This window comes from Citrobacter sp. Cf118 (assembly GCF_030334095.1).
Classification (GTDB): domain Bacteria; phylum Pseudomonadota; class Gammaproteobacteria; order Enterobacterales; family Enterobacteriaceae; genus Citrobacter; species Citrobacter freundii.
In genome coordinates, this window is record NZ_JAOWES010000085.1 from 135,845 (window position 1) to 148,965 (window position 13,121).

At 53.0% G+C, this 13,121-nt stretch carries 10 protein-coding genes and 3 tRNA genes; 7 read left to right on the plus strand and 6 right to left on the minus strand.

Translation table 11 applies throughout. The features are described 5' to 3' along the window. Positions 1–2: 2 nt before the first annotated feature. The 4 genes from OGX67_RS13840 to orn all read right to left on the minus strand — a co-directional run bounded on the left by OGX67_RS13840 (position 3) and on the right by orn (position 1,152). Positions 3–78, minus strand: a tRNA-Gly gene (locus tag OGX67_RS13840). Positions 79–233: 155 nt separating this feature from the next. Then, positions 234–309, minus strand: a tRNA-Gly gene (locus OGX67_RS13845). Between the two features lie 36 nt (positions 310–345). Continuing rightward, positions 346–421: transfer RNA gene (locus tag OGX67_RS13850), tRNA-Gly, on the minus strand. A 185-nt stretch (positions 422–606) separates the two neighbouring features. After that, complete coding sequence (orn, locus tag OGX67_RS13855; RefSeq protein ID WP_003839477.1) at positions 607–1,152, minus strand: oligoribonuclease; 546 nt, start codon at positions 1,150–1,152, stop codon at positions 607–609. Positions 1,153–1,257: 105 nt separating this feature from the next. On the opposite strand from orn, the gene rsgA reads away from it, so the two are divergent. From rsgA to mscM, 3 genes are all read left to right on the plus strand, one after another. Further along, on the plus strand, positions 1,258–2,310 hold the full coding sequence (rsgA, locus tag OGX67_RS13860) for a small ribosomal subunit biogenesis GTPase RsgA (RefSeq protein WP_170974257.1): 1,053 nt from the start codon (positions 1,258–1,260) through the stop codon (positions 2,308–2,310). Positions 2,311–2,402: 92 nt separating this feature from the next. Beyond that, positions 2,403–3,371 carry an archaetidylserine decarboxylase gene (gene asd / locus OGX67_RS13865; protein ID WP_003844975.1) on the plus strand — a complete coding sequence of 323 codons (969 nt, stop codon included), beginning with the start codon at positions 2,403–2,405 and terminating at the stop codon, positions 3,369–3,371. A gap of 17 nt (positions 3,372–3,388) precedes the next feature. After that, positions 3,389–6,703, plus strand: a complete 3,315-nt coding sequence (gene mscM / locus OGX67_RS13870; protein WP_071696484.1) for a miniconductance mechanosensitive channel MscM — start codon at positions 3,389–3,391, stop codon at positions 6,701–6,703. Between the two features lie 65 nt (positions 6,704–6,768). Here mscM and yjeM read toward each other — a convergent pair whose 3' ends face one another. Beyond that, positions 6,769–8,271, minus strand: coding sequence for a glutamate/gamma-aminobutyrate family transporter YjeM (yjeM, locus tag OGX67_RS13875; protein ID WP_257651300.1), 1,503 nt, complete (start codon positions 8,269–8,271; stop codon positions 6,769–6,771). A gap of 215 nt (positions 8,272–8,486) precedes the next feature. Next, positions 8,487–9,464: an elongation factor P--(R)-beta-lysine ligase gene (gene epmA, locus OGX67_RS13880; protein ID WP_003025546.1), complete on the minus strand. Its 978-nt coding sequence runs from the start codon at positions 9,462–9,464 to the stop codon at positions 8,487–8,489. 324 nt (positions 9,465–9,788) lie between these two features. Here epmA and frdA point away from each other — a divergent pair, with 324 nt between their 5' ends. From frdA to frdD, 4 genes are read left to right on the plus strand one after another with little or no spacing between them, the layout of a single operon-like run. Continuing rightward, entirely contained in the window at positions 9,789–11,579 is a 1,791-nt protein-coding gene (frdA, locus tag OGX67_RS13885; RefSeq protein ID WP_003025543.1) for a fumarate reductase (quinol) flavoprotein subunit, read from the plus strand. After that, positions 11,572–12,306, plus strand: a complete 735-nt coding sequence (gene frdB, locus OGX67_RS13890; RefSeq protein ID WP_003025540.1) for a fumarate reductase iron-sulfur protein — start codon at positions 11,572–11,574, stop codon at positions 12,304–12,306. The genes frdA and frdB overlap by 8 nt, the downstream gene beginning before the upstream one ends. 10 nt (positions 12,307–12,316) lie before the next feature. After that, a complete protein-coding gene (gene frdC / locus OGX67_RS13895; protein WP_003025537.1) occupies positions 12,317–12,712 on the plus strand; it encodes a fumarate reductase subunit FrdC in 396 nt (131 codons plus the stop codon). Positions 12,713–12,722: 10 nt separating this feature from the next. Next, positions 12,723–13,079 carry a fumarate reductase subunit FrdD gene (gene frdD / locus OGX67_RS13900; RefSeq protein WP_003025535.1) on the plus strand — a complete coding sequence of 119 codons (357 nt, stop codon included), beginning with the start codon at positions 12,723–12,725 and terminating at the stop codon, positions 13,077–13,079. The last annotated feature ends 42 nt before the right edge of the window (positions 13,080–13,121 follow it).

Below are 13,121 nucleotides of genomic sequence, written 5' to 3' on the forward strand. Positions count from 1 at the left end.
TTTGGAGCGGGAAACGAGACTCGAACTCGCGACCCCGACCTTGGCAAGGTCGTGCTCTACCAACTGAGCTATTCCCGCATAATCTTCGTCTTTCGAACCGCTACTGCGTTGGCTGCCTTCATTCGCCTGAGTCACTTACTTCAGTAAGCTCCTAAGGACTCATTCAGTTGCCGCCTTGTCGCAATTCGAAATCCTGCGATTGGTGGTCTGTGCTTATAAGCACTTTCAAATTTTGGAGCGGGAAACGAGACTCGAACTCGCGACCCCGACCTTGGCAAGGTCGTGCTCTACCAACTGAGCTATTCCCGCTTGGGTGTGTCTTTGCTTTACAAGCATTTCAAATTTTGGAGCGGGAAACGAGACTCGAACTCGCGACCCCGACCTTGGCAAGGTCGTGCTCTACCAACTGAGCTATTCCCGCAAATTTGTTGCTGTCGTAATTCGCATTTCTGCGTCGTTACGGGAGGCGCATTATACGAGAAATCCGTTTAGCTGCAACCCCCTTGAATACGTTTTTTTCGAAAATTCGTTCAAGTGATTACTTTGCAATCAAGCTGAACAATTTAGCGTCAAAAAGCCGGTGACGCAAGCCACCGGAGAACAAAATCAAAGCTTAATAAAATGTTCGCGATAGTAAGCAAGCTCAGCAACAGATTCACGAATGTCGTCCATCGCCTGATGTGTTCCCTGCTTGGTGAAGCCAGCCAGGATTTCCGGCTTCCAACGACGCGCCAGTTCTTTGAGCGTGCTGACGTCCAGATAGCGATAATGGAAATACGCCTCCAGCTCCGGCATGTATTTAAACAGGAAACGACGATCCTGGCCGATGCTGTTGCCACAGATAGGTGATTTCCCTTCCGGAACCCACTCTTTCAAAAAAGCCAGCGTGGCCAGTTCTGCTTCACGATCGCCCATGGTGCTCGCCTTCACACGTTCCACCAGCCCGCTACCGGTGTGCGTACGTACGTTCCAGTCATCCATTAATGCCAGTTGTTCGTCGGACTGGTGCACCGCAATTGTCGGTCCTTCTGCCAGAATATTCAGGTTGGCATCCGTCACCAGCGTGGCGATCTCAATAATGCGATCGCGCTCGGGATCCAGACCTGTCATCTCCAGATCGATCCAAATCAGGTTGTTTTCATTGGCACTCATGCTATTTTCCACCCTTCAGCGTCACATTCAGTGTGACTACATTGATCTAAAATTGTGTGTATCATAAATGTTTTGCCCATCATGGGCGACCAGGAGCCAGTCCGATTGAGTAAGAATAAACTCTCCAAAGGCCAACAGCGCCGTGTGAACGCCAATCACCAGCGTCGTCTTAAAACGTCCACGGAGAAGCCCGACTACGACGACAACCTGTTTGGCGAAACCGCTGAAGGCATCGTTATCAGCCGTTTTGGCATGCATGCCGACGTAGAGTCTGCTGACGGTGAAATTCACCGCTGCAACATCCGCCGTACAATTCGCTCGCTGGTTACTGGCGATCGCGTAGTCTGGCGCCCGGGTAAAGCGGCGGCTGAAGGCGTGAATGTCAAAGGTATCGTTGAAGCGGTACACGATCGTACCTCGGTACTGACACGCCCCGACTTTTACGACGGGGTAAAACCTATTGCCGCCAACATCGACCAGATCGTTATTGTCTCAGCCATCTTACCCGAGCTGTCACTCAATATTATCGACCGATATCTGGTAGCCTGCGAAACGCTACATGTTGAACCAATTATCGTACTGAATAAGATCGATCTGCTGGATGATGAAGGCATGGCCTTCGTTAACGAACAGATGGATATCTATCGCAACATTGGCTATCGGGTGTTGATGGTATCCAGCCGCACTAAAGACGGCCTGAAACCGCTTGAAGAAGCATTAACCGATCGCATCAGCATTTTTGCCGGTCAGTCGGGCGTAGGTAAATCCAGCCTGCTCAATAATCTTCTCGGCCTGCAAGAAGAGATCCTGACCAACGATGTCTCCGACAACTCCGGTCTTGGACAGCACACTACCACGGCCTCTCGCCTGTATCACTTCCCGCACGGCGGCGACGTTATCGACTCCCCTGGCGTACGTGAGTTCGGACTGTGGCATCTGGAGCCGGAACAAATCACGCATGGCTTTGTCGAATTTCATGACTACCTGGGCCATTGCAAATACCGCGACTGCAAGCATGATACCGATCCAGGCTGCGCTATCCGTGAGGCTGTAGAAAAAGGGGCCATAGCCGAAACCCGGTTTGAAAATTATCACCGCATCCTGGAAAGCATGGCGCAGGTAAAAACGCGTAAAAACTTTTCTGATACAGACAACTGACAACTAAGCTAAGCATCGCTAGAATCGTCCCCCTTTTTTCAGGATCCGGCCCACATGCCGGATCGGGAACAAATTATGGCCTGGAGGCTACCTTGTTAAACTCATTTAAGCTTTCGCTACAATACATTCTGCCGAAACTATGGCTCACTCGCCTGGCGGGTTGGGGTGCGAGCAAACGAGCGGGATGGCTGACCAAATTGGTTATCGATCTGTTCGTGAAATATTACAAGGTCGATATGAAAGAGGCGCAAAAGCCGGACACCGCCAGCTATCGCACCTTTAACGACTTCTTTGTTCGCCCGCTGCGCGACGATGCTCGCCCGATTAATACAGATCCAAACGTACTGGTCATGCCCGCTGACGGCGTGATCAACCAGTTAGGCAACATCGAAGAAGACAAACTGCTGCAGGCTAAAGGGCACAGCTATACCCTCGAAGCGCTGCTGGCTGGCAACTATCAGATGGCGGACAAATTCCGCAACGGTACGTTTGTAACCACTTACTTGTCTCCACGCGATTACCACCGTGTACACATGCCGTGTAACGGTATCCTGCGTGAAATGATGTATGTGCCGGGCGATCTCTTCTCTGTAAACATACTGACTGCGCAAAACGTACCGAACCTGTTTGCCCGCAACGAACGCGTAATCTGTTTGTTTGATACCGAATTTGGTCCGATGGTGCAGATTCTGGTCGGCGCGACTATCGTCGGCAGCATTGAAACCACATGGGCTGGCACCATTACCCCACCGCGTGAAGGCGTCATCAAGCGCTGGACCTGGCCGGAAGGCGAAAGCGAAGGGTCGGTGGCGCTGTTGAAAGGTCAGGAAATGGGCCGCTTTAAGCTCGGTTCCACCGTCATCAACCTGTTCGCACCTGGCAAAGTTAACCTGGTTGAGCAGTTGCAGGATCTTTCCGTGACCAAAATCGGCCAACCTATGGCCATCTCGACCGAGACTTTCGTGACGCCAGAGACAGAACCGGCCCCGCTGGCGAAAGAAGAGATCGAAGCAGAACACGACGCCAGCCCGCTGGTTGACGACAAAAAAGACGAAAGTTAAACATAGGAATCGCTGCTGTGCGCCTGATTATCACTTTTCTGATGGCCTGGTGCCTCAGCCTGGGGGCGTACGCTGCGACGGCCCCCGATGCCAAACAACTCACACAGGAACTGGAGCAGGCAAAAGCGGCAAAACCCGCTCAGCCAGAAACCGTCGAGGCGCTCCAGTCCGCGCTGAATGCCCTTGAGGAGCGGAAAGGCTCTCTCGAGCGCGCACAGCAATATCAGCAGGTTATTGATAACTTCCCCAAGCTGTCCGCAACGTTACGCGCACAGCTTAGTAACCTGCGCGATGAACCGCGCAATGCGCCAACCGGACTCACTACCGATGCATTAAACCAGGAGATCCTCCAGGTTAGCAGCCAACTGCTGGAAAAGAGTCGTCAGGCCCAGCAGGAGCAGGATCGCGCCCGGGAAATCGCCGACTCGTTAAGCCAGCTTCCTCAACAGCAAACCGATGCCCGCCGCCAGCTCAATGAGCTTGAGCGGCGCATTGGTACCTCCAATGGCAATTCCGCGCAGAATCAGGCGATGCAAGCTGAATCCGCCAAACTTAAAGCCCTGGTCGATGAACTGGAGCTGGCACAGCTTTCCGCCAATAACCGTCAGGAACTGGCGCGTATGCGCTCCGAACTGGCGGAAAAGCAGAGTCAGCAACTCGACACTTACCTGCAGGCTTTGCGCAATCAACTCAACAGTCAGCGCCAGCGTGAAGCAGAGCGAGCGCTGGAAAGTACCGAACTGCTGGCGGAAAACAGCGCGGGACTGCCGGAAGGTATTGTCGATCAGTTCAAGGTTAACCGCGAGCTGTCTCAGGCTTTGAACCAGCAGGCGCAACGTATGGACCTGGTCGCCTCGCAGCAGCGTCAGGCTGCCAGCCAAACGCTGCAGGTCCGCCAGGCCTTGAATACGCTGCGAGAGCAGTCTCAGTGGCTTGGGGTTTCAAATATGCTGGGAGAAGCGCTGCGCGCGCAGGTATCCCGTCTGCCGGAAATGCCCAAGCCCCAGCAGTTGGATACCGAAATGGCGCAGCTTCGCGTGCACCGTATGCGCTATGAGGATCTCCTCAACAAACAGCCGCAGCTGCGTCAGATTCATCAGGCCGATGGACAACCGCTGACCGCTGAACAGAGCAGTATTCTCAACGCCCAGCTACGCACCCAGCGCGAGCTGCTGAACTCATTGTTACAGGGCGGCGATACGCTGATCCTTGAGCTGACCAAGCTCAAAGTCTCCAACAGCCAACTGGAAGATGCGCTAAAAGAGGTCAACGAAGCAACGCACCGCTATCTGTTCTGGACGTCAGACGTCAGTCCCATTTCGCTCTCCTGGCCTGTCGACATCGTTCAGGATCTGCGGCGTTTGATCTCATTAGATACGTTTAATCAGTTGGGTAAAGCCAGCATCATGATGCTGACCAGCAAAGAAACACTATTGCCGCTGTTCGCGGCGTTGGTGCTGGTTGGCTTTAGCCTCTCTTCGCGCAAGCACTTCACCCGTTTCCTTGAACGCTCGTCCGCGCGAGTCGGGAAAGTCACCCAGGACCATTTCTGGCTGACAATACGCACGGTATTCTGGTCAATACTCGTCGCTTCTCCGTTGCCGGTGTTATGGGCAACGCTCGGTTACGGGTTGCAGGAAGCCTGGCCTTACCCGCTGGCTGTTGCTATCGGCGATGGCGTTACCGCCACGGTGCCTATGCTATGGGCGGTAATGATTTGCGCCACCTTTGCGCGTCCCAACGGTTTGTTCATTGCCCACTTTGGCTGGCCACGTAACCGCGTCGCGAAAGCCATGCACTACTACCTGATGAGCATCGGACTGATTGTCCCGCTGATCATGGCGGTGATTATGTTTGATAATCTCAATGACCGGGAATTCTCCGCCTCGCTGGGACGTCTGTGCTTTATTCTGATTTGCGGTGCGCTGGCGGTCGTGACCCTGAGCCTGAAACGTGCCGGGATACCGCTGTACCTCGATAAAGAGGGCAACAGCGATAACATGGTCAATAGTATGCTGTGGAATATGCTGATGGGCGCGCCGCTGATTGCAATTCTCGCCGCGGCAGTGGGTTATCTCGCCACATCGCAAGCCCTGCTGGCACGCCTGGAAACATCCGTGGCGATTTGGTTCTTATTACTGGTGGTGTATCACGTCATCCGCCGCTGGATGCTAATTCAGCGCCGCCGCCTTGCGTTTGACCGCGCCAAACATCGACGCGCCGAAATGCTGGCGCAACGTGCGCGGGGCGAAGAGGAACCACCTCATTCAACCAGCCTTGAAGGTACGATCGATGTAGATGAAAGCGAAGTGGATCTGGATGCAATCAGCGCGCAATCGCTGCGCCTGGTACGTTCTATCCTGATGCTTATCGCCCTGCTCTCGGTTATTGTGCTGTGGTCAGAAATTCATTCCGCTTTCGGCTTCCTGGAAAACATCTCGTTGTGGGATGTCACCTCCACGGTGCAGGGCGTGGAAAGCTTAGAACCGATAACGCTGGGCGCGGTGCTCATTGCTATTCTGGTGTTTATCATCACCACCCAGCTAGTGCGCAACCTACCCGCGTTGCTGGAGCTGGCGCTACTGCAACATCTGGATTTAACCCCCGGCACCGGTTACGCCATCACCACTATCACTAAGTATCTTCTGATGCTGATTGGCGGCCTGGTGGGCTTCTCGATGATCGGTATTGAGTGGTCCAAACTGCAATGGCTGGTGGCGGCTCTTGGTGTCGGTCTGGGCTTTGGTTTGCAGGAGATCTTCGCCAACTTTATTTCCGGCCTGATTATCCTGTTTGAAAAGCCAATCCGCATTGGCGACACGGTTACAATTCGCGATCTCACCGGTAGCGTGACGAAAATTAATACCCGTGCCACCACTATCAGCGACTGGGACCGCAAAGAGATCATCGTACCCAACAAAGCCTTTATCACCGAACAGTTTATCAACTGGTCGCTATCCGATTCGGTTACCCGTGTGGTGTTAACCATCCCGGCACCGTCGGAGGCTAACAGCGAGGAGGTTACGCAGATCCTGCTGACTGCCGCACATCGTTGCTCGCTGGTTATCGATAACCCGGCGCCAGAAGTCTTCCTGGTTGACCTGCAACAAGGAATTCAAATCTTCGAACTGCGTATTTATGCCGCTGAAATGGGGCATCGCATGCCGCTGCGCCATGAAATCCACCAGCTGATTCTGGCAGGCTTCCGCGAGCATGGTATTGATATGCCGTTCCCACCGTTCCAGATGCGTCTGGAGAGCCTCGGCGGTAAGCAAACAGGCAGAACATTAAGTTCTGCAGGAAGAGGCAGCCGCCCGGCGGGAAGTTTGTAAGCGGAAGGCTTCACTGTATCCGGCCTACTAAGATGCATCTTTGTAGGCCGGATTGGGCAGGTCGTTTATTCCACCGCCCACTCAGGTTCGTTGACCGCGCGGCGGCTGTAGTTCTCATAAATCGCCATCGCCAGCAGCGAGAAGAAGATCGGGCCGCCGGTCATCCACAAGGCACTGTTCCAGTCCCGGGCTTCAATTACTGGCTGGATGATGGTGAACACGTTGGCAAACGTCACCACCAGAACGACCACACCCGTTGCCAGCAGCGTCGCCGCTCGGGTTTTAAAGACAACAAACGGCCTTTCCAGACCCGGACGGGATTTAAAGAACGGAAACGCCAGCGCCAGGAACAGATACGGCAGCGTCATGGATACGTTCGCCATCAGCGTCAGTTTGTTATAGAACGCTGAAGCCGTATCGCCACCAAATGAAACCAACAGGATAAACAGGCTCACCAGCAGGCACTGTAACCACATTGCCGTCGTCGGCATCCCTACGGCATTCAGTTTGGTCATCGGCGCGGGCCACAACGCTTTCGGCGTGCCCTGAATAATCGCTTTCAGCGGTGAGTAGCTGAGGGTGAAAAAAGCGCCGGTATAGGCAAGGAACATGGAAAGCCCGGTAATACGTGCAAACCATACGCCCATCACCACCGCGGTCTCAGGGGAAAGATGCAGCGCATTACCCAACGTCATCCCGAGGCTCTTCATCAGGATATAAGTAATATTGCCGAGGTTGACCGAGCTATTGCTTATATCCTGCTGCCAGTTGGTGCTAACACCCCATAAAAAGATGGCCAGTGAATAACCAACAGAAATGACAATAGCGGCAAAAACAATGCCTTTAGCAAAGTTCTTTTCTGGTTTTTCTGTTTTATCAACCAGTCCCCCTACAGCTTCAATTCCGCCATAAGCAAAAATGGCAAACACAACAAATGACAACATTGCCAGCCCGGACTGATATCCGGGATTAGGTGAGGAGATGAAATTAATATCCTGTGCAAAGTGGCCACCAGTTAATAACAAGATAGCGACACTCACTAACAACAGAACTAAATTAAGACACATTACGGCAATTCCGCCTACTGCCGTAATACGGGCAATCTTATTAATACCCCGGGAGGCCACGCAGGTCACCAGAATCATCCAGCCAACGGCGAGCAGTCCGACGACCTGCGTAGGCTCAAGCCCTGCAATACGCCAGTGCTGCGTCATGTCTGCGCCAAACAAGAAGGTTGAAAAAGGTACCCAGACTTTCGCCGCAGTACTTACCATCCATATCACATAAGAAGAAAACCACATAAACGTGCCGATAAAGGCATAGCGCGGTCCAACGCTATTATTCATCCACGAATAGATTCCACCCTCTTCTTTCCGATAGGCAGAACCCATTTCCGCCATCATTAAAGCAAATGGAATAAAGAATAATAATGCAGAAAATATATACCACGGTATTGCACTATACCCCATTAAATAGAATGCGGAGGGGCTATTAGCAAAACCGAAAACTGACGTAAATATCATGAGAATGAGACCTGGCAGGCTCATCTTTTTTATTGTTTGGGTCATTAAACCATCCCTTACTCTGGCAAGCGTTTAGCAAACGCCGCTCACCGGTTGGCACTGCTCTCTTTGCAGAGTTCAGCGATAAAAAAATCAACACAGAATTGATACCTAAACGATATCAAATATCCAGGTGTAAATTGTGGCTATTAGAGGGGGAAATGAAAAAATATGCTACAAAGTGGCGATTAAACCGCCACTTTGTATTGCGGAAGAGTAAGTTATGCGCGATCGACGGTAAATGCGATAACCTCGGCCAGGCTCTCTGCGCCCAGCGCCAGCATTACCAGACGGTCAACACCCAGCGCCACGCCTGAGCAATCCGGCATGCCTACTTTCAGCGCTTCCAGCAGGTTGGTATCGATAGGCTGCTGCGGCAGACCACGTGCGGCACGTTTGCGGTTATCCTGTTCAAATCGTTGCTGCTGCTCGCGCGCGTCGGTCAATTCATGGAAACCATTTGCCAGCTCAATACCTTTGTAATAAACCTCGAAACGTTCAGCCACGCGGTGATCTTCGGTACTGATTTGCGCCAGTGATGCCTGGCTGGCCGGGAAATGATACACAAACGTCGGTTTGTCTTTACCAATATGCGGCTCAACGCCCATCGTAAACAGCAGCTGCAGTAAGGTGTCCCGGTCTTCTTCGGTATCGGCGATATTGCTGAGATCCAATTTCGCCGCCACTTCCCGCAACTGGGCTTTATCCGCAGACAGCGGGTCTATCTCCAGATGACGCTGGAAGGCTTGCTGGTAAGAGAGGCTTTCCGCAGGCGAACAGTCCAGCACCTGCTGAAGCAAATCGTCCACCTCATTCATCAGCCGATACATATCGTAGTGCGGACGATACCACTCAAGCATGGTGAATTCAGGGTTATGATGGCGCCCCATCTCTTCATTACGGAAGCTGCGGCACAGTTGATACACCGGGCCGCACCCTGCCACCAGCAGGCGCTTCATATGGTATTCAGGGCTGGTCATTAAATAGAGATTCATCCCCTGGGAGTGTCCAGGGCCAACGAAACGCGTTTCGAACGGGAACAGATGGATGTCCGTTACCGTTGCCTGACTCATACAAGGGGTCTCAACCTCAAGCACGCCACGATCGGCAAAAAAGCGGCGAATCTCCGCTATAATTGCTGCACGTTTTAACAGATTGGGGATGGACGCGCTCGGCTGCCAGGTTGCCGTTTCGCTCATGGTTGTTTCTCCGATTTAAGACAAGGGCACGAAGTCTACTCGTATCGCGCTAACGAGACAAATTTCAGGCAGCAGTAATCAGCACTGGCAATTGGATAAAAAAAGCGACATAGGGTGGTTTAGTAATTAAATTAATCAAATTCAATGATAATTCCCCCCTGTGACACGCTAAAAAAATCGAACACGTCAAATTTCCCGCACATCCCTAAGACTATACTATTGTACCTATAAAGGAGCAGTGGAAACGCGTTCATAACCTGTTTGAAGCCGATGAAGCATCTGATTTCAGGCGGGGATGAAATAACAACAATCTGGAGGAATGTCGTGCAAACCTTTCAAGCCGATCTTGCCATTATAGGCGCCGGTGGCGCGGGATTACGTGCTGCAATTGCTGCCGCACAAGCAAATCCCAACGCTAAAATCGCACTGATCTCAAAAGTGTACCCAATGCGCAGCCATACCGTTGCTGCCGAAGGCGGCTCTGCTGCTGTCGCGCAGGATCATGACAGCTTTGACTACCATTTTCACGATACGGTAGCAGGCGGAGACTGGCTATGTGAGCAGGATGTCGTGGATTACTTTGTCCACCACTGCCCAACTGAAATGACGCAACTGGAACAATGGGGCTGCCCATGGAGCCGTCGTGAAGACGGTAGCGTCAACGTACGTCGCTTCGGCGGCATGAAAATCGAGCGTACCTGGTTTGCCGCAGATAAAACCGGCTTCCACATGTTGCATACGCTGTTCCAAACATCTTTGCAGTTCCCGCAGATTCAGCGCTTTGACGAACACTTCGTTCTGGATATCCTGGTGGACGAGGGTCATGCCCGCGGCCTGGTTGCCATGAACATGATGGAAGGCACGCTGGTGCAGATCCGTGCTAACGCAGTCGTAATGGCAACGGGCGGCGCTGGTCGTGTTTACCGTTACAACACCAACGGCGGCATCGTAACCGGCGACGGTATGGGCATGGCGCTGAGCCACGGCGTTCCGCTGCGTGATATGGAATTCGTTCAGTATCACCCGACGGGTCTGCCAGGCTCCGGTATCCTGATGACTGAAGGCTGCCGCGGTGAAGGCGGTATTCTGGTCAACAAAAACGGCTACCGTTATCTGCAAGACTACGGCATGGGTCCGGAAACCCCGCTGGGCGAGCCGAAAAACAAATACATGGAACTCGGTCCGCGCGACAAAGTTTCTCAGGCTTTCTGGCACGAATGGCGCAAAGGCAACACCATTTCCACTCCGCGTGGCGATGTGGTTCACCTGGACCTGCGTCACCTCGGCGAGAAAAAACTGCTCGAACGTTTACCGTTCATCTGCGAACTGGCGAAAGCTTACGTGGGTGTCGATCCGGTTAAAGAACCGATCCCGGTACGTCCGACCGCACACTACACCATGGGCGGTATCGAAACCGATCAGCACTGTGAAACCCGCATTAAAGGTCTGTTCGCTGTCGGCGAATGTTCCTCTGTTGGTCTGCATGGCGCTAACCGTCTGGGCTCTAACTCCCTGGCGGAACTGGTGGTCTTCGGTCGTATGGCCGGTGAACAAGCTGCGGAACGCGCTGCAACGGCTGGCGCTGCAAACAGTGCCGCTCTTGACGCACAGGTTGCTGGCGTTGAAAAACGTCTGAAAGATCTGGTTAACCAGGAAGGTAACGAAAACTGGTCTAAGATCCGTGATGAAATGGGTATCTCCATGGAAGAAGGTTGCGGTATCTACCGTACGCCGGAACTGATGCAGAAAACCGTTGATAAGCTGGCTGAACTGCAGGAACGCTTCAAGCGCGTACGTATCACTGATACCTCCAGCGTCTTCAACACCGACCTGCTGTATACCATCGAACTGGGTCACGGTCTGAACGTTGCTGAATGTATGGCGCACTCCGCGCTGGCGCGTAAAGAATCCCGCGGCGCGCATCAGCGTCTGGATGAAGGCTGTACCGAGCGTGACGACGTGAACTTCCTCAAACACACCCTCGCCTTCCGCGATGCTGACGGCACGACTCGCCTGGAATACAGCGACGTGAAAATCACCACTCTGCCACCGGCTAAACGTGTTTACGGTGGCGAAGCGGAAGCAGCCGATAAGAAGGAGAAGGCGAATGGCTGAGATGAAAAACCTGAAAGTTGAGGTGGTGCGCTATAACCCGGAAACCGATACCGCGCCGCACAGTGCTTTCTACGAAGTTCCTTATGATGAAACCACGTCACTGCTGGATGCGCTGGGCTACATCAAGGATAACCTGGCACCGGACCTGAGCTACCGCTGGTCCTGCCGTATGGCAATCTGCGGCTCCTGCGGCATGATGGTCAACAATGTACCGAAACTGGCGTGCAAAACCTTCCTGCGTGATTACACAAACGGCATGAAGGTTGAAGCGCTGGGTAACTTCCCGATTGAGCGCGATCTGGTCGTCGACATGACGCACTTTATCGAAAGCCTGGAAGCGATCAAACCGTACATCATCGGTAACCCGCGTACACCGGATCAGGGTCCAAACACCCAGACTCCGGCGCAGATGGCGAAGTATCATCAGTTCTCCGGTTGCATCAACTGTGGTCTGTGCTACGCCGCGTGCCCGCAGTTCGGCCTGAACCCTGAGTTCATTGGACCGGCTGCGATTACGCTGGCGCATCGTTACAACGAAGATAGCCGCGACCACGGTAAGAAGGAGCGTATGGCTCAATTGAACAGCCCGAACGGCGTCTGGACCTGTACTTTCGTGGGCTACTGCTCCGAAGTCTGCCCGAAACACGTCGATCCGGCTGCGGCCATTCAGCAGGGTAAAGTTGAAAGTTCAAAAGACTTTCTTATCGCTACCCTGAAACCACGCTAAGGAGTGCACGATGACGACTAAACGTAAAGCCTATGTGCGGCCAATGACGTCCACCTGGTGGAAAAAGCTGCCATTTTATCGTTTTTACATGCTGCGTGAAGGCACGGCAGTCCCGGCAGTCTGGTTCAGCATTGAACTGATTATCGGCCTGTTTGCACTCAAGCATGGTGCAGAGTCCTGGATGGGCTTTGTCGCCTTTTTACAAAACCCGGTGGTGGTAATCCTTAACATTATCGCCCTGGCAGCAGCGCTGCTGCATACCAAAACCTGGTTTGAGCTGGCACCAAAAGCAGCCAACATCATCGTAAAAGACGAAAAAATGGGGCCAGAGCCGATCATCAAAGGTCTCTGGGCAGTCACTGTGGTTGCTACAGTAGTCATACTGTTTGTTGCCCTGTTCTGGTAAGGAGTCCGGAATGATTAATCCAAATCCAAAACGCTCTGACGAACCCGTATTCTGGGGCCTGTTTGGTGCAGGCGGTATGTGGAGCGCAATCATTGCGCCGGTAATGATCCTGCTGGTAGGCATTATGCTGCCGCTGGGCTTTGTTCCTGATGCTTTCAGCTATGAACGCGTACTGGCATTCGCTCAGAGCTTCATCGGACGTGCGTTTCTGTTCCTGATGATCGTTCTGCCGCTGTGGTGTGGTTTACACCGTATGCACCACGCGATGCATGACCTGAAAATCCACGTGCCGGCTGGCAAATGGGTATTCTACGGACTGGCAGCTATCCTGACCGTTGTAACGGCGATTGGTATTCTGACCATCTAAGTACATGCGTTAATTATCAGGCCCGCCATTGGCGGGCCTTTT

Coding starts and splice junctions, on each gene's coding strand:
- frdB (WP_003025540.1), top strand. CDS start 11,572: ATGGCTGAGATGAAAAACCTGAAAGTTGAGGTGGTGCGCTATAACCCG.
- yjeM (WP_257651300.1), bottom strand. CDS start 8,271: ATGACCCAAACAATAAAAAAGATGAGCCTGCCAGGTCTCATTCTCATG.
- frdC (WP_003025537.1), top strand. CDS start 12,317: ATGACGACTAAACGTAAAGCCTATGTGCGGCCAATGACGTCCACCTGG.
- epmA (WP_003025546.1), bottom strand. CDS start 9,464: ATGAGCGAAACGGCAACCTGGCAGCCGAGCGCGTCCATCCCCAATCTG.
- orn (WP_003839477.1), bottom strand. CDS start 1,152: ATGAGTGCCAATGAAAACAACCTGATTTGGATCGATCTGGAGATGACA.
- frdD (WP_003025535.1), top strand. CDS start 12,723: ATGATTAATCCAAATCCAAAACGCTCTGACGAACCCGTATTCTGGGGC.